Origin of the sequence: Streptococcus sp. DD11 (assembly GCF_001578865.1) — a bacterium.
GTDB lineage: Bacteria > Bacillota > Bacilli > Lactobacillales > Streptococcaceae > Streptococcus > Streptococcus panodentis.
Window position 1 is genome coordinate 19,138 of the sequence record NZ_KQ969398.1, and the last position, 15,832, is coordinate 34,969.

At 47.4% G+C, this 15,832-nt stretch carries 16 protein-coding genes and 2 pseudogenes; 17 read left to right on the plus strand and 1 reads right to left on the minus strand.

Annotation, left to right across the window (positions count from 1 at the left end):
* The 5 genes and pseudogenes from purM to purH form a co-directional block, all read left to right on the plus strand.
* The coding region (gene purM / locus STRDD11_RS12130; RefSeq protein ID WP_128837616.1) for a phosphoribosylformylglycinamidine cyclo-ligase at window positions 1-755 on the plus strand (755 nt) is incomplete at its 5' end.
* Window positions 752-1,303 (plus strand): phosphoribosylglycinamide formyltransferase, encoded by a 552-nt coding sequence (gene purN, locus STRDD11_RS12135; protein WP_128837519.1) that lies wholly within the window; start codon window positions 752-754, stop codon window positions 1,301-1,303. The genes purM and purN, both read left to right, overlap by 4 nt.
* Window position 1,304: 1 nt before the next feature.
* Entirely contained in the window at window positions 1,305-2,285 is a 981-nt protein-coding gene (locus STRDD11_RS12140; protein WP_128837520.1) for a hypothetical protein, read from the plus strand.
* Window positions 2,281-2,400, plus strand: a pseudogene (locus STRDD11_RS12145) (N-acetyltransferase); the annotation flags it as partial. The gene STRDD11_RS12140 and the pseudogene STRDD11_RS12145, both read left to right, overlap by 5 nt.
* Window positions 2,393-3,938, plus strand: a pseudogene (gene purH / locus STRDD11_RS12150) (bifunctional phosphoribosylaminoimidazolecarboxamide formyltransferase/IMP cyclohydrolase). The pseudogenes STRDD11_RS12145 and purH, both read left to right, overlap by 8 nt.
* 39 nt (window positions 3,939-3,977) lie before the next feature.
* Here the strand turns inward: purH and STRDD11_RS12155 are convergent.
* Complete coding sequence (locus STRDD11_RS12155; protein ID WP_164828497.1) at window positions 3,978-5,339, minus strand: GBS Bsp-like repeat-containing protein; 1,362 nt, start codon at window positions 5,337-5,339, stop codon at window positions 3,978-3,980.
* Window positions 5,340-5,513: 174 nt separating this feature from the next.
* Here STRDD11_RS12155 and STRDD11_RS12160 point away from each other — a divergent pair, with 174 nt between their 5' ends.
* The 12 genes from STRDD11_RS12160 (at window position 5,514) to purB (ending at window position 15,649) form a co-directional block, all read left to right on the plus strand.
* Window positions 5,514-5,729, plus strand: a complete 216-nt coding sequence (locus STRDD11_RS12160) for a type II toxin-antitoxin system RelB family antitoxin (RefSeq protein ID WP_128837522.1) — start codon at window positions 5,514-5,516, stop codon at window positions 5,727-5,729.
* Window positions 5,726-5,989 (plus strand): type II toxin-antitoxin system RelE family toxin, encoded by a 264-nt coding sequence (locus STRDD11_RS12165; protein WP_128837523.1) that lies wholly within the window; start codon window positions 5,726-5,728, stop codon window positions 5,987-5,989. Before STRDD11_RS12160 ends, STRDD11_RS12165 begins: the two co-directional genes overlap by 4 nt.
* Window positions 5,990-6,154: 165 nt before the next feature.
* Entirely contained in the window at window positions 6,155-7,414 is a 1,260-nt protein-coding gene (gene purD, locus STRDD11_RS12170; RefSeq protein ID WP_128837524.1) for a phosphoribosylamine--glycine ligase, read from the plus strand.
* Between the two features lie 41 nt (window positions 7,415-7,455).
* Window positions 7,456-8,649 carry an ATP-grasp domain-containing protein gene (locus STRDD11_RS12175; RefSeq protein WP_128837525.1) on the plus strand — a complete coding sequence of 398 codons (1,194 nt, stop codon included), beginning with the start codon at window positions 7,456-7,458 and terminating at the stop codon, window positions 8,647-8,649.
* A 19-nt stretch (window positions 8,650-8,668) separates the two neighbouring features.
* Window positions 8,669-9,157: a 5-(carboxyamino)imidazole ribonucleotide mutase gene (gene purE, locus STRDD11_RS12180; protein ID WP_128837526.1), complete on the plus strand. Its 489-nt coding sequence runs from the start codon at window positions 8,669-8,671 to the stop codon at window positions 9,155-9,157.
* Complete coding sequence (gene purK / locus STRDD11_RS12185; RefSeq protein ID WP_128837527.1) at window positions 9,144-10,235, plus strand: 5-(carboxyamino)imidazole ribonucleotide synthase; 1,092 nt, start codon at window positions 9,144-9,146, stop codon at window positions 10,233-10,235. The genes purE and purK overlap by 14 nt, the downstream gene beginning before the upstream one ends.
* Before the next feature lie 27 nt (window positions 10,236-10,262).
* A complete protein-coding gene (locus STRDD11_RS12190; protein WP_128837528.1) occupies window positions 10,263-10,898 on the plus strand; it encodes a YdcF family protein in 636 nt (211 codons plus the stop codon).
* Window positions 10,899-10,911: 13 nt separating this feature from the next.
* Entirely contained in the window at window positions 10,912-11,139 is a 228-nt protein-coding gene (locus tag STRDD11_RS12195; RefSeq protein WP_128837529.1) for a phosphoribosylaminoimidazole carboxylase, read from the plus strand.
* A gap of 2 nt (window positions 11,140-11,141) precedes the next feature.
* Window positions 11,142-11,831 carry an aspartate/glutamate racemase family protein gene (locus STRDD11_RS12200; protein ID WP_128837530.1) on the plus strand — a complete coding sequence of 230 codons (690 nt, stop codon included), beginning with the start codon at window positions 11,142-11,144 and terminating at the stop codon, window positions 11,829-11,831.
* 40 nt (window positions 11,832-11,871) lie between these two features.
* Window positions 11,872-14,031 (plus strand): PHP domain-containing protein, encoded by a 2,160-nt coding sequence (locus STRDD11_RS12205; protein ID WP_128837531.1) that lies wholly within the window; start codon window positions 11,872-11,874, stop codon window positions 14,029-14,031.
* The gene (locus STRDD11_RS12210) at window positions 14,021-14,338 is read left to right on the plus strand and encodes a hypothetical protein (RefSeq protein ID WP_128837532.1); all 318 of its coding nucleotides are present in this window, start codon (window positions 14,021-14,023) and stop codon (window positions 14,336-14,338) included. Before STRDD11_RS12205 ends, STRDD11_RS12210 begins: the two co-directional genes overlap by 11 nt.
* A gap of 15 nt (window positions 14,339-14,353) precedes the next feature.
* On the plus strand, window positions 14,354-15,649 hold the full coding sequence (gene purB / locus STRDD11_RS12215) for an adenylosuccinate lyase (RefSeq protein ID WP_128837533.1): 1,296 nt from the start codon (window positions 14,354-14,356) through the stop codon (window positions 15,647-15,649).
* The last annotated feature ends 183 nt before the right edge of the window (window positions 15,650-15,832 follow it).

Consider the following 15,832-nt stretch of genomic DNA (forward strand, 5'->3'; position numbering starts at 1 on the left):
GTGTCAACGACATCATCGCTGCGGGGGCTGAGCCCCTCTATTTCCTAGACTATATCGCTACTGGGAAAAATGAGCCAGCCAAGCTGGAGCAGGTGGTGGCCGGCGTGGCTGAGGGCTGTGTCCAGGCCGGTGCTGGCCTGATTGGCGGAGAAACCGCTGAAATGCCGGGCATGTACGGTCAGGACGACTATGATTTGGCTGGTTTTGCGGTCGGTGTGGCTGAAAAATCCCAAATCATTGACGGCTCCAAAGTGGCTGAAGGCGATGTCCTGCTGGGGCTGGCTTCCAGCGGCATTCACTCAAACGGCTATTCGCTGGTCCGCCGGGTCTTTGCGGACTACACAGGCGAGGAAGTTCTGCCTGAACTGGAAGGCAAACAGCTCAAGGAAGTCCTGCTGGAGCCGACCCGCATCTATGTCAAGGCTTTGCTTCCGCTGATTAAGGAAGAGCTGGTTCATGGGATTGCTCACATCACCGGCGGCGGCTTTATCGAGAATGTGCCCCGCATGTTTGGGGATGAGCTGGCTGCGGAAATCCAAGAAGACCGAATTCCGATTCTGCCGATTTTCAAGGCTCTGGAAAAATACGGCAGCATCAAGCATGAGGAAATGTTTGAAATCTTCAACATGGGGCTGGGCATGATTCTGGCTGTGGCACCTGAACATGCAGACCGGGTCAAGGAACTGTTGGAGGAGCCCGTTTACGAAATCGGCCGAATTGTCAAGAAGGAAAATGAAAGTGTCATGATTAAATGAAAAAAATAGCAGTTTTTGCCTCTGGCAATGGGTCTAATTTTCAGGTCATAGCAGAACAGTTCCCAGTGGAATTTGTCTTCTCTGACCATCGCGATGCCTATGTCCTCAAGCGGGCGGAACAGCTGAGTGTACCTTCCTATGCCTTTGAGCTCAGGGAATTTGACAGCAAGACGGCCTATGAAGAGGCTGTGGCGGCCCTGCTCGCTGTGCACCAGATTGATCTGGTTTGTCTGGCCGGCTACATGAAAATCGTTGGGCCCACTCTTCTGGCGGCCTATGAAGGCCGTATCATCAATATCCATCCAGCCTATCTGCCGGAATTTCCCGGTGCCCACGGGATTGAGGACGCCTGGCAGGCCGGTGCCGCTGAGAGCGGCGTGACCGTTCACTGGGTGGACAGCGGCGTTGATACTGGGAAAGTCATCAAACAAGTGCGCGTGCCGCGCTTAGCAGCTGATACTTTGGAGCGTTTTGAAGAGCGGATTCATGCCGCGGAGTATCAGCTCTATCCGGCAGTTTTGGAGAGTTTGGGTGTGGAGAAAAGATAAGATGAAAGTGAAATATTTAGGGAAAATTGAAATCTTCATGGCGGTCATGTCAGCTTTGCTGCTGTTCATATCAATTATGATCACAAAGGATATTTTTAAAGATTCGATCAGAACTCATAACAATAACTGGATGGCAGTCAAAGGCAACAGCTACATCAGTATCAACTACCTCCAGTCTGAGCCGCTGGCGACGGATGTGGACGGGACCAATCTTTATCTGGCGGGCTACTGGCTGTCGGATAGTCTGACGGAGTATTTTGTCCTGCAGGCGGATCCCAACAGTGAAGATACCAAAAATCTCCTGAAAAATGCGGACAAACTGTCAGACCAGCCGCAGAGAGTTTTGGGCAGCCGAAATGGTTCCAGGAAGAACGAAAAAATCACAGAGATTGTCGAGAAAACCAGCCAGTTGCCGGATATTCCCAGAGAAATAAAGCTTTATTTTAATGAGGAAGATTATTTTTCTATCTCTGATCTGGAAAATCCAGTCTGGAATTTCGCTCAGGCAGCTTTTTTTGCCTTGATTTTCTATGCAATTTTTGCAGCCCTTCCCAATATCTTCATTCTGGTGCGCTGGCGCAAGTCCAAAAAAGCTGCAAAAGCCTTTTTTGAAGCTTATCCTGAACTCATGGGCGACTTGAACAATATCGAAAGCGGCGCAGCCTATCTGGACAAAACGGTCGGACTGGCCATTTACAAAAATCATCTGCTTGCTTTTAGTCAAAATTTTGCCATCGCGGATCTGCAACGGGTGAAAAGTCTGGAAATCTCTGGCAGGGGCAATCAGCTTGTTTACGGAGCTCCTGGGCTGCTTCTCCTCATGTCCCTGCTTCGTGCTGCGACTATTTTAGTCAAGGGAGAGAGCAAGAAGGACAAGCAAATCCTGATGGCTCATCATAGTCTGGATAAGCCGGAAGCTAAAGACAGATTGGTGACAGCTATTGGAGCCTATTCAGCGGCTATTGCTGTGGTGATTCGGTGACAATCGGATGAAGCATCTGCTGACCAGTCTGGGATTTGAGGAAACCGGCTGGATTGAAGAATATAAAGAAGTCGCTATGCGCTTAGACCTAAAGAAAGAGGAAAAAAATGACTAAAAAAGCCTTGATCAGTGTATCAGACAAGACAGGCATTGTAGAATTTGCAAAAGAGCTCAAGGCTCTGGGCTGGGATATTATCTCAACTGGCGGGACCAAGGTGGCCCTGGACCAGGCAGGGGTGGCAACCATTGCCATCGATGATGTGACCGGCTTCCCTGAGATGATGGACGGCCGGGTCAAGACCCTCCATCCCAAGATTCACGGCGGTCTTCTGGCTCGCCGAGATCTGGACAGCCATCTGGATGCGGCCAAGCAGCAGAGTATTGACCTCATTGACCTAGTCGTGGTCAACCTCTATCCTTTCAAGGAAACCATCTTGAAGCCGGGTGTGGAGTATGCGGACGCGGTGGAAAATATTGACATCGGCGGACCGTCTATGCTGCGCTCTGCGGCTAAAAACCATGCCAGTGTGACCGTTGTGGTCGATCCGGCTGACTATGCTCTTGTTTTGTCTGAGCTGACGGCAGACGGCAAGACCGGCTTAGAAACCCGCAAGCGTCTGGCAGCCAAGGTCTTCCGCCATACAGCGGCCTACGATGCTCTGATTGCGGACTATTTCACCGCTCAGGTGGGCGAAGCCAAGCCTGAAAAGCTGACCCTGACCTATGAGCTCAAGCAGCCTATGCGCTACGGGGAAAATCCTCAGCAGGATGCGGATTTCTATCAAACGGCCCTGCCTCTGGACTACTCCATCGCCTCTGCCAAGCAGCTCAACGGCAAGGAACTGTCCTTTAACAATATCCGGGATGCGGATGCGGCTATCCGCATCATCCGTGACTTTCAGGACCAGCCGACTGTAGTAGCCCTCAAGCATATGAATCCCTGCGGCATTGGCCAGGGTGAGACCATTGAGCAGGCCTGGGACTACGCTTATGAGTCTGACCCGGTTTCGATCTTCGGCGGCATCGTGGTCCTCAACCGGCAGGTAGACGCTGCGACAGCTGAGAAGATGCATGGTATTTTTCTGGAAATCATCATCGCACCGAGCTATACGGATGAAGCGCTGGCCATTTTGACCAATAAAAGAAAATCTGCGGATTTTGCAGCTGGCTTTTGAAGCCCAAGCCGCATCTGGAGCAGAAGCAGAAGTGACCGGAGTCCTAGGCGGCCTTCTGGTCCAAAATCAAGACGTGGTCGAGGAAAATCCATCCGACTGGCAGGTCGTGACCAAGCGCCAGCCCAGTGAGCAGGAACGCCAGGCTCTGGAATTCGCCTGGAAATCCGTCAAGTATGTCAAGTCTAACGGCATCATCATCACGGATGACCACCAGGTTCTGGGTGTCGGACCGGGTCAGACCAACCGGGTGGCATCAGTCAAGATTGCCATCGACCAGGCCAAGGACCGGCTGGAGGGTGCAGCTCTGGCTTCTGACGCCTTCTTTCCCTTTGCGGACAATATCGAAGAAATCGCTGCAGCCGGCATCAAGGCTATCATCCAGCCCGGCGGCTCAGTCCGGGACCAAGAGTCGATCGAGGCGGCTGACAAGCACGGCCTGACCATGATTTTTACCGGTGTAAGGCACTTTAGACATTAAGAAGATCAAAAAAATCCTCAGCCGAGGATTTTTTGATGATTAGTTTGGATAGATATAAGTCAGATGTCCCCAGTAAGAGGCCGTCGGGTCAAACCAGCCGCGAAAGTTGTCAATGTATTGCTTGCCCAGATAGTTGGCTTCCTTGATTTGGATGCGGGTGTCGGACTCAACATGGGTCACAACGCCGACATGGCCGTAACCGCCGTCATCCCAGCAGGCGATGGCTCCGACCTGAGGACTGCTGCCGGTACGGAATCCCGCGGCGCGAGCACTGGCTGCCCACTGGCCGCCGTTGCCCCACCAGCTGCCGGCCCATGGTGCCAAGACTTTGGCGCCCCAAGTGCACTGGCCCACAGGATAGCTGCCCGCCCCGGCGTAGTCGGGCTCATGGAGGGCAAGAGCAGCAGCGAGGGGAGCATCTGCCCTGTCTTCTTGCTTCACCTGAAAAGTCATCGGCAGCAAACCCCGTCCCTCCTGATAAAGATGCAGATGGTAGGTCCCTGTCCCCTTGTGATTGCTTAGAGGGATCTCGCCCTTAAAAAGATCGCTCTGGCTCTGGCTGGTCGAATACCAGCGCAAGTCATCCTGCCCGCCCTCATCCGACCAAACGGCATAGGAAAGCGGCGCAGAGCTGGGGATATTTTCAGCTGAAAATTGGAAAATCCCCTTTTGCTTAAGCTGAACAGCAACTTCAACCGGCAGCTGCAAATTGGTAAAATCAACTTGCTCGGCCACATAGCCCATTCGGCTGCCGTCGGTATAGGTCACATAGACATGATTGAGATAGTTTCCTTTGATTTTCTGGTGGTTGCGAATGTCCACCCTTGCAGAAAATTCCCCCTGTCCGTTGGAGCTGGCTTCATACCATTTGAGATTGCTCTGATCGCTGGCAGACCAGCTGGCGACAGATACGGAGCGAATAAACTTTGTCAGGTCCGTTTCCTGCACGGAAATTTTATAAGTGCCTCGATTGACATCCAGCTCGGTCAGTTGAATGACGGGGTGTTGCGGAGCTGCATTTTCCTTAGAAACCTGCGTGCTGGCAGGCAGCAGTCCCTTTAGCTGGCCGTTGACAGTATCAGTCGTATAGAGATGAATCTGGTAGCTGCCCGTGTCAAAATGATGATTTTTCAGATAGACTCTGAGCGAAAAGCTGCCGGGACCGGTCTTGCTGGCGCTGTACCAATGCAAATCATCCTGACCCTGGTGTTCGGACCAGATGGGCAGCTGTAGATTAGAGATGTCATCCGGCAGATTGGTCACCTGTACCTCTAATATACCAGCAGTCGGACTGGATGTGATAACATTGATTCCGGTATTGGCCTGGACAGGCTGGACCAATCCCCAGCCTGCAGCCAGCAGGAAGGCAGATGTTAGGAGCAGTTTCTTATATTTCCTCATAAATCTCCTTTGCATAAATTTTTAGAAAGCTTTCACTTCTATTATTCGGAAAAAGATTGGAAAAACAGCTCTTCTTTGAGGATTTGCAAGACTGCTTCGCCTTATTGGCAAGAGTTGACAAGCTTGGAGATTTTTTGTACAATACGAATACAAAGTATTCAAAGGAGAAGACAGATGGCTACAATGACACTTAGAATCAATGACCAAGACGGTGATTTGATTAAAAACTATATCCAACTGCACGGCCTGACTATCTCAGAATTTGCCCGCCAGGCTATGCTGGAAAAAATCGAGGACGAGTACGACCTGCAGATCCTCAGACAGGCCATGGCCGAGGATGATGGTCAAAGAATCTCACATGAAGATGTGATGAAGGAATTTGGCCTATGAGCTATAAGGTAATCTATACGAAAAAAGCTTTAAAACAGCTAAAAAAATTAGATACTTATACTCGAACTTCCATTTTGACTTGGATTGACAGCCATCTGCAAGGCACTGATAACCCCCGCCAGCATGGCAAAAGTCTGACCGCCAATCGTGTAGGTGAGTGGCGCTACCGTGTCGGAAACTACCGCATCCTGGCCCATATCCTGGACGACGAAATTGTCATTGAAGTCTTTGCGGTGGGGCATCGGAGGGATGTTTACTAGAGAATGGGTCCGTGTTCAATTATTTGAGCATGGCCTTTTCTTTTTGCCGCAGCTTGTCAATTTTCCTGCCGGGTCGGATTATTCTCCCTATTTTCCTCATTTTCATGGAACAAAACGAACGATTATGATATAATTTAGATAAATAATTCGTGAATGGAGTTGGACATGAAGCTTTTAGTTGTTGGTTCGGGCGGTCGTGAGCATGCGATTGCCAAGAAATTGTTAGAATCTCCGCAGGTGGAGCGGGTTTTCGTGGCTCCGGGCAATGATGGTATGACCTTGGACGGATTGGATTTGGTGGATCTTGGAATTTCCGAACATTCCAAATTGATTGACTTTGCCAAGAGCCATGCTGTTGCCTGGACCTTTATCGGTCCGGACGATGCGCTGGCGGCTGGGATTGTGGACGACTTTGAAGCAGCCGGCCTCAAGGCTTTCGGTCCCTCCCGCTTGGCAGCTGAGCTGGAGTGGTCCAAGGATTTTGCCAAGTCCATCATGAAGAAATACAACGTTCCGACCGCCCGCTACGAGACCTTCTCTGACTTTGCAGCGGCCAAGGCCTATATCGAAAAGGAAGGCGCGCCCATCGTGGTTAAGGCGGACGGCCTGGCCCTGGGCAAGGGCGTGGTCGTAGCGGAGACGGTGGAGGAAGCCGTAGCAGCAGCCCAAGACATGCTCTTGGATAACAAGTTTGGCGACAGCGGTGCCCGGGTGGTCATCGAGGAGTTTCTGGCTGGTGAGGAGTTTTCCCTCTTTGCCTTTGCCAATGGCGACAAGTTTTATATCCTGCCGACCGCCCAGGATCACAAGCGGGCCTATGATGGCGACAAGGGGCCCAATACCGGCGGCATGGGCGCCTATGCACCGGTGCCCCATCTGGCTGCGGAGGTGGTTGAGACCTCTGTCCAGACCATCATCAAGCCGGTCCTTGAGGGCATGATAGCAGAAGGACGGCCCTATCTGGGCGTGCTCTATGCCGGTCTTATCCTGACAGCTGACGGTCCTAAGGTCATTGAGTTCAACTCCCGCTTTGGCGATCCGGAGACCCAGATTATCCTGCCCCGCCTGACCTCTGACTTTGCGGCAAACATCACAGACATCTTGAATGGCCAGGAGCCTGAGATTACTTGGCTGGATGCGGGCGTGACCCTAGGCGTGGTCGTGGCTTCTGACGGCTACCCGCTGGCTTATGAGAAGGGTGTGGCGCTTCCGGCCAAGACCGAGGGCGATATCATCACCTACTATGCCGGGGCTCAGTTTGTGGAAAATGGCTCCGCCCTGCTGTCCAACGGCGGCCGGGTCTACATGCTGGTCACCACAGCCGACAGCGTCCAGGCTGCGCAGGAAAGAATCTACCAGCAGCTGGACCAGCAGGAAACCGCAGGCCTCTTTTACCGGACCGATATCGGAAGCAAGGCCTTGTAAAGCCAACACATCAAGCTTTAAACATATAAATAATTTAAAAAATGCCAAACAGACTACTGTTCTTAGAAGGTTCCAGCCTAACCTCGCGGGAGACTCTGACGGTTTTGCTCAAATCAGGCTATAAAATTGATGTTCTGTCTCCCAGCAGATTTCCCATTGCAGCCTTCAGTCGGCTGACTCACAGAATTCCGACGGTTGATGTCAATCGTTTTCCGACAGACTACTTGAAGCAGGTGCAGCAGCTGCTGGATCAAAAAACCTACACAGCTATCCTGCCGACCCATGAAGAGGGCTGGCTGCTGGCCAATGGAAAGCCGTTTTTACCCGCAGAATTGCCGATTGCACTGGCTGATAAGGAACAGTTTGAAAAACTGGCTGGAAAGATTGCTTTTGCCGAGACTGCGGATCAGCTGGGCCTGCCCATTCCCAAGTGGGAGTACGTAAAGGATGTAAACTCCATCCGCTTGGACTGCCCCTACTGGCTAAAGGCAGACTATGGCACCGCCGGGCGTTCGGTCTATCAGATCAGCAATCAAGATGACTTGCTGCAGGCTGCCGAGCTTTTATCCGCTAATGACGAAAGATGGATGGTCCAGCAAGATATTGCTGGGGACTACGGTCAGGTGCAGGCAGTGTTTGACCATGGCCGCTTGCTGGCAGTGCATACCAGCCTAAAAGCGGGGTCTGGCGCAGGCGGTTCAGCTGCGGCCAGATTAAGCATAGCATCTGAGGAGACAAGAGAACACGCTGAAAAATTAGGCCGGTTTTTAAAATGGCACGGCAGTCTGACCTTGGATTTTATCCGCAGGGAAGGGCAGTTTTACTATATCGAGTGCAATCCCCGAATGGTGGAGCCGGCTAATGCCTATAAAGCTGGGGTTCATTTCCCCAAAATCATGATCGACCTAGCCACCCACAGCTATGCGGAGCCTGAGGTCAGACTTGGTCAGGCAGGGATACAGACACATAGTCTCATGGCCTTGATCATCGGCACTGCAGAGAGGACAAAAAGCAGGAGAAAAATCCTCCAGACCATCAGGCAGTGGCTCTGGAAGAGCGACAGCCAGGAAGTGCTGACGCCTGTCTGGCAGGATTTTCCAAGCTTTATACCTCTTGCGACGGTTACACTTCGTCTCTTGATCAATCCGAAAAGCGTGAAACATTTGGTTGATCAGACGGTCAAACACTACAGCGTGGAGCCAGCCACTGTGAAAAATATTGAGCAAAAGATTTAGTTTATTCAAAGGAGAAAATATGAAACCACTCGTTTCCATCATCATGGGGTCCAAATCCGACTGGGCCACCATGCAGAAAACCGCTGAAGTGCTAGATAAATTTGGCGTTGCCTATGAAAAGAAGGTTGTCTCGGCCCACCGGACGCCGGATCTCATGTTTCAGCATGCAGAAGAAGCCCGCGGCCGCGGCATCAAGGTCATCATCGCAGGGGCCGGCGGGGCAGCCCATCTGCCAGGCATGGTAGCGGCCAAGACAACGTTGCCGGTCATCGGTGTGCCGGTTAAATCACGCGCTCTCAGCGGTCTGGACTCACTCTACTCCATCGTCCAGATGCCGGGCGGGGTCCCTGTGGCGACCATGGCCATTGGCGAAGCGGGGGCGACCAACGCGGCTCTCTTTGCCCTTCGTCTTCTCTCGGTAGAAGATACAGCCATTGCGGATGCACTTGCCAACTTTGCTGAAGAACAAGGAAAAATCGCTGAGGAGTCCACTAATGAACTCAACTAAAACCATCGGAATTATCGGCGGCGGTCAGCTGGGGCAGATGATGGCCATCTCTGCTATCTACATGGGCCACAAGGTCATCGCGCTGGATCCTGCGGCGGGCTGCCCCGCCTCTCGCGTGTCTAAGATGATTGTGGCGCCTTACGATGATGTGGATGCTTTGCGTCAATTGGCTGAGCGCTGTGATGTCCTGACTTATGAGTTTGAGAATGTTGATGCTGACGGGCTGGATGCCGTCATCAAGGATGGTCAGCTCCCTCAAGGGACAGACCTGCTCCGCATTTCGCAAAATCGCATTTTTGAAAAGGACTTCCTCGCAAACAAGGCACAAGTCACCGTGGCACCCTACAAGGTCGTGACTTCTAGCCAAGACTTGACTGATATGGACCTGTCGAAAAACTATGTCCTCAAGACTGCAACAGGCGGCTATGATGGACATGGTCAAAAGGTTATTCGCTCGGAAAAAGATTTGGAAGAAGCCTATGCGCTAGCGAACTCAGCGGACTGCGTTTTGGAAGAATTCGTTAACTTTGACCTTGAAATTTCGGTTATTGTATCAGGAAATGGCAAGGACGTGACGGTTTTCCCAGTTCAGGAAAATATCCATCGCAACAATATCCTGTCTAAGACCATTGTGCCTGCTCGCATTCCGGCTAATCTGGCTGACAAAGCCAAAGTCATGGCGGTGCAAATCGCAAACCAGCTTAACTTGTCTGGAACTCTCTGCGTGGAAATGTTTGCGACAGCTGATGATATCATCGTCAATGAGATTGCCCCACGTCCACACAACTCTGGGCATTACTCCATCGAAGCCTGCGACTTCTCACAATTTGACACCCATATCTTGGGCGTTCTCGGAGCACCATTACCAGCCATCCAACTGCATGCGCCTGCAGTCATGCTCAATGTTCTCGGCCAACACGTCGAGGCTGCTGAAAAATATGTCACAGAAAATCCAAGCGCCCACCTCCACATGTATGGTAAAATAGAAGCGAAGTACAATCGCAAGATGGGGCATGTGACGGTCTTTAGTGATGAGCCGGATGAGGTTGAGGAGTTCGGCAAGGGGATTGATTTTTAAGAAAATTCTGCGGAGGAAATGTTACAGATGAGACCGATTATCCCTAAAAGTCCTGAAGCGCCAGAAAATTTTTCGGAAGAAGAAACAGATTTTTTGACCACAGTGACTTTTGGAGAAAAAGTTGAACCTCAGGCATGTGATGTCTTATTTGTCTTTAGCGGTACGCATCCAGGCCACTGGGAGAAAGCAATCGAGGCTTACCAAAAAGGCTATGTCAAAAAAATCCTCGTCACTGGCGGCCGGAGTCTGACCGGGACAGCTCATCCAGATTGGAAGGGAGATACAGAGGCAGAAGTCATCATCCAGCACCTGCTGGCTGCGGGCATTCCTGAGGAGGCGATTGTCTCCGAAAATTCCTCCAGCAACACTTTGGAAAATGTGCTTTTCGCCAAGGAAATCTTTGATTTCAATAGCGTGCGGTCTGTCATGTTTATCTGCAAAAGTCATGCGACAGGCCGACAGTGGCGGACTCTGGCCAAGCACTTACCCAAGCACCTGACCCATGTTCCCTATACCTTTAATGCCTTTTACAAGGATATTGAGATTAGCCGTGAGCATTGGATGGACACAGAGATTGGGAAATCCCGAGTCTGGGGCGAATACCTGCGCATTCTCCATTACGGGGATAAGGGAGATATTCTTGGTTTGGGTGAAGAATTGTGATGGAGGAGACTGTATGATACGCATCATCGTCAACGCTTTTGTAGAAGAAGGCAAAGAAACTGCCGTCGTGGAAGTGCTCTTTGCCAGCAGCGACCACGAAAAAGTAGAGGTCAAATATCAAGAACTGACAACCCAGTATCCAGACAATTATCTGGCTGTCTACGATTTACCGCTGGATACCGATCTTAACACTCTGTCGCATTATCCGTCGGTGGCTATCAGCAAGGAGGATTTTAGTTAGCTATGAAAACTATCGGCCTGATTGGTGGTATGAGCTGGGAAAGCACCACTTCATATTATCAGCTTATCAATGAAGCAGTAAAAAAAGCACTCGGCGGTTTGCATTCGGCTAAGATTTTGCTTTACAGCGTTGATTTTGCGGAAATTGAGCAGTATCAAGCAAGCGGAGATTGGGACAAAAGTGCGGATTTGCTAAGCGGTATTGCGCAAAAACTAGAGAGTGCGGGTGCGGATTTCATTGTTATCTGTACCAATACCATGCACAAGGTTGCACCTCAGATTCAAGAGAAAATCGCTATTCCGATTTTGCATATTGCACAGGCAACTGCTGACAGCTTGCTTAAAAATGGAGTTCAAAAAGTTGGTTTATTGGGAACCAAGTACACTATGACTCAAGATTTTTATAAATCAAAATTGCATGAGGCCGGTTTGGAGGTTCTTATTCCAGACCAAAAAGGTATTGCTGAGGTCAACCGAATTATTTATGACGAACTGTGTTTGGGAAACATAAAAGAAAGCTCTAAACAGACTTATCTTGCTATTATCGATGATTTAAAAAATGCAGGCGCTGAGGTCGTTATCTTGGGCTGTACGGAGATTGGATTGCTGGTAAAGCAAGAAGATACAGACCTTCCGCTCTATGACACAACAAAAATCCATGCTGAAAAAGCAGCGGAGTGGGCGGTTGGATAAGAGGGATTTTGAATCAAAAGGTAATTAAGGTTGAAGTAAAATGAAGAAAATAGATTTACATATTCATACACAAAGTTGTAAACAAGGTGATGGGAAAAAGAGAGAAATCTCGCCAGAAGATTTTGTAGAAAAGATGAGAGAGAATAGTGTCGAAATTTGTGCAATAACTAATCATAATAAATTTGATATTGGGGAATATAGAAAGATTAGAGAACTGGATGATGAATTAACAATTTTCCCGGGTATGGAGATCGACGTCACTTTATACAATGGGCAACATAGACATATAATTGTAATAGCTAGTCCAGAAAAAATACAACAATTCGACAACGTTTTTGATGAAGAAACTAGAAATTATGATAATTATATTATAGATTATAAAGACTTTATTGCTCAAATTAAATCATTTTTACCGACTGAAATTATTGTAATACCACATTTTTATTCAAAGGATAAACAAAGAGGGCTAACTATAGAGGAAGCCAATAAACTAAGAGAAGATTTAGACGGTTATATTATCGTGTTAGAGCCGAAAAATATACAAGCAATGGGGATAATTAATTCTCATAATGATTTAGCATTGTTTGGTAGTGATGTAAAAGATTGGAATTTGTATGGTGAGTATATATTACCTGAAATAAAATATAAAATTGACTCTTTTGCGAAATTTTATAGACTTGCAGAAAATCCAGCATTATTTATAAAAACTATATTAGAAGGTACTACACATTATGAAATCACAAAAGGTGATGAAGAACGATACCCTAATTTAAGAAAATCGATAAAAATATTTGAAGATATAAATATTATTTTTGGAGAAAAAGGAGCTGGTAAAACAATATTCGTTAAAAATTATGTATATCCAACACTTAAAGATTTGGGAAAAAATGTTTTCTTTCATGAAGGTAAAGATTATAATATAGAATATGATGACATAATTAATGAATTAAATGATAAGGTTGTGATTGATGAGGAAAAGAAAAGTAAAATTAAGGAAACAATTCGAACTCTATTTGACTATTCAGAATTAAATAAATATGATGGGTTAGAACAAATAATTAAATTTAGAAAATCAGTGTTAAGCAACAAAAATGCAGAAAGAATTTGTAAAAGAGATTCTAGGATATCTGTTTCTATTAACGTAGAAGATATTACGATGGTTCTAAGTGAAACAGATCGAAATTTTAAGAAAATCAATGCTGTTAGAGAAATTAATGAGACTGTGAATAGGGATTCAGTGAACAGAAAAAACTTGAATGACGAATTAAAGCGATTGAAACAAGATGTTTTGAAGGAAGCAAATAATCATATTAAAAATGCTTTTTCAAATAAGGGAATAATTCATTCGGTTGATAGCATTAAAGAGAGTATAAAAAAACAAACAGGATCAGATTCCGCCCCAACACATATCAAATTTTCAGAGTTAGTTGAAAAGAGATTAAGTAGAATTAAATATAACAAATTGTTAGAAGATTTGTTTAAAGAAATAGAAGATACTAAAGTCAATTCATTGGGTAAGTTACCACAGAAAGGAGAAGTTCAGATAGAATCGGTAATAAAAGTATTACCGGAAACAGAAATCTTTAATTCCGAATCTATTTTTGATAAAAATGGTTTACCTGCTCGAAGAGCACTAATGAAAAAATTTAATCATTTTGATATTAGTACCAGTTTTCGCAGGATTAACCAGTATTTTAATGCGTCAGAAAAAGCTACTGAGATAGATGATTTTGTTAATAAGGTTATAAAACATTCATATCAAATTTTTTTAATTGATGAAAATGGAAATAGAAAGAGCTATATACCATCGGAGGGTGAAAAAGCGATACTATCAATAAGTGCAATTTTAGAAAATAACCAATATGATTTCTATATATTTGATGAGATAGAAAGAGGATTGGGAAATAAATATATTAGTTCCTATCTTATTCCAAAAATCAAAGAATTAAGGGATAGAGGAAAGACAGTTATAATATCAACTCATAATGCTAATATTGCAATTAATACATTACCTAGCCAAACAATTTACAGCTCCTATGATGTTGTAAATGAAGAACCAGAGTTTTATGTTGGTAATATGTACAGTAACACATTGGAAAACAGTAAATCGGAAAAATTGAAATGGGAAAAGGTTGCTTTATTACATTTAGAAGGTAGTGAAGAAATGTTTTCTAATAGGAGGGATATATATGGAATTTGAGGTGTTCACATTGAAATTTAATGATTTGGGTGATGGATTTGGATTGAAACTAGAGAATGAAATCCTTGACTGTTCGATAAATTTAGAAAGTGAAGAGACAACGGATTTAAAAGATTTTTTTGATAAAATTTTTGACTATATTATTGAAACTGGACAGCTTATTGAATTTCAATTAGAAAATCATACTGATAAAGCATTATTTCAGTTTGTAGCGGAGGATTTAATTAAACAAGTTAATGCTGAAATTAAAGATTCTGCCATGAATTTTGAAGAAATAATAGCATTTAAATCTCAAACAAGCCAGTAGAATAGGAGAAACAACATGATCAACCGTTATTCACGCCCTGAGATGGCGAACATTTGGACTGAGGAAAACAAGTACCGGGCTTGGCTGGAGGTCGAGATTCTGGCTGATGAGGCTTGGGCGGAGCTGGGTGAGATTCCCAAGGAGGATGTGGCCCTGATTCGTCAGAAGGCGGATTTTGATATTGACCGCATCTTGGAGATTGAGCAGGAGACCCGCCATGATGTGGTGGCCTTCACCCGGGCAGTGTCGGAGACCCTGGGCGAGGAGCGCAAGTGGGTCCACTATGGCCTGACCTCGACCGACGTGGTGGATACGGCCTACGGCTACCTCTACAAGCAGGCCAATGACATCATCCGCGAGGACCTGCGCCGTTTCACTGACATCATCGCTGAGCGGGCCCGGGAGCACAAGTTTACCATCATGATGGGCCGGACCCATGGGGTGCATGCGGAGCCGACGACTTTCGGGCTCAAGCTGGCGACCTGGTACAGCGAAATGAAGCGCAATATCGAGCGGTTTGAGATTGCGGCTGCCGGTGTGGAAGCTGGGAAAATCTCCGGTGCAGTGGGGAATTTTGCCAATATCCCGCCATTTGTGGAAAGCTATGTCTGTGAGAAATTAGGTATCCGTCCGCAGGAGATTTCAACCCAGGTCCTGCCGCGCGACCTCCACGCCGAATACTTCTCTACTCTGGCTCTGATTGCCACGTCCATCGAGCGTATGGCGACGGAAATCCGCGGCCTGCAGAAGTCTGAACAGCGTGAAGTAGAGGAATTCTTTGCCAAGGGGCAAAAGGGCAGCTCAGCTATGCCGCACAAGCGCAACCCTATCGGTTCTGAAAACATGACCGGTCTTGCCCGTGTCATCCGCGGCCATCTGGTGACGGCTTTTGAGAATGTCTCTCTCTGGCATGAGCGCGACATTTCCCACTCATCCGCAGAGCGTATCATCGCACCGGACACCACCATCCTGATCGACTACATGCTCAACCGCTTCGGCAATATTGTCAATAATCTGACGGTCTTCCCAGAAAACATGAAGCGCAATATGAACTCGACTTTCGGCCTTATCTTCAGCCAGCGGGCTATGTTGACCTTGATCGAAAAGGGGATGACCCGCGAGCAGGCCTACGATCTGGTCCAGCCAAAGACCGCCCATTCCTGGGACAATCAAGTCGACTTCAAGCCGCTCCTCGAAGCCGACCCAGAAGTCACTTCCCGCCTGACTCAGGAAGAAATCGACGAAATCTTCAACCCAGTCTACTACACCAAGCGCGTGGATGAAATCTTCAAGCGTGTGGGGTTGGACTAAAAACACATAAAAAAATAGGCGCTTTGAGGAAAGTGTCTATTTTTGTGGCTCGCTATTAAAATATATTTGTTGGGAAAAGTATAGAGTGACTGCCAAGATTAGGATTTTGTGATTTGAGAAAAACATAGACTACTAGTTATTTTTCGCCGTGGTGAAAGCTACATAGCTGAGACTCGGCTATGT

What these genes read in the sequence shown, in the direction of transcription:
- purN (WP_128837519.1), top strand. Translation starts at nt 752, where the DNA reads ATGAAAAAAATAGCAGTTTTTGCCTCTGGCAATGGGTCTAATTTTCAG.
- STRDD11_RS12140 (WP_128837520.1), top strand. Translation starts at nt 1,305, where the DNA reads ATGAAAGTGAAATATTTAGGGAAAATTGAAATCTTCATGGCGGTCATG.
- STRDD11_RS12155 (WP_164828497.1), bottom strand. Translation starts at nt 5,339, where the DNA reads ATGAGGAAATATAAGAAACTGCTCCTAACATCTGCCTTCCTGCTGGCT.
- STRDD11_RS12160 (WP_128837522.1), top strand. Translation starts at nt 5,514, where the DNA reads ATGGCTACAATGACACTTAGAATCAATGACCAAGACGGTGATTTGATT.
- STRDD11_RS12165 (WP_128837523.1), top strand. Translation starts at nt 5,726, where the DNA reads ATGAGCTATAAGGTAATCTATACGAAAAAAGCTTTAAAACAGCTAAAA.
- purD (WP_128837524.1), top strand. Translation starts at nt 6,155, where the DNA reads ATGAAGCTTTTAGTTGTTGGTTCGGGCGGTCGTGAGCATGCGATTGCC.
- STRDD11_RS12175 (WP_128837525.1), top strand. Translation starts at nt 7,456, where the DNA reads ATGCCAAACAGACTACTGTTCTTAGAAGGTTCCAGCCTAACCTCGCGG.
- purE (WP_128837526.1), top strand. Translation starts at nt 8,669, where the DNA reads ATGAAACCACTCGTTTCCATCATCATGGGGTCCAAATCCGACTGGGCC.
- purK (WP_128837527.1), top strand. Translation starts at nt 9,144, where the DNA reads ATGAACTCAACTAAAACCATCGGAATTATCGGCGGCGGTCAGCTGGGG.
- STRDD11_RS12190 (WP_128837528.1), top strand. Translation starts at nt 10,263, where the DNA reads ATGAGACCGATTATCCCTAAAAGTCCTGAAGCGCCAGAAAATTTTTCG.
- STRDD11_RS12195 (WP_128837529.1), top strand. Translation starts at nt 10,912, where the DNA reads ATGATACGCATCATCGTCAACGCTTTTGTAGAAGAAGGCAAAGAAACT.
- STRDD11_RS12200 (WP_128837530.1), top strand. Translation starts at nt 11,142, where the DNA reads ATGAAAACTATCGGCCTGATTGGTGGTATGAGCTGGGAAAGCACCACT.
- STRDD11_RS12205 (WP_128837531.1), top strand. Translation starts at nt 11,872, where the DNA reads ATGAAGAAAATAGATTTACATATTCATACACAAAGTTGTAAACAAGGT.
- STRDD11_RS12210 (WP_128837532.1), top strand. Translation starts at nt 14,021, where the DNA reads ATGGAATTTGAGGTGTTCACATTGAAATTTAATGATTTGGGTGATGGA.
- purB (WP_128837533.1), top strand. Translation starts at nt 14,354, where the DNA reads ATGATCAACCGTTATTCACGCCCTGAGATGGCGAACATTTGGACTGAG.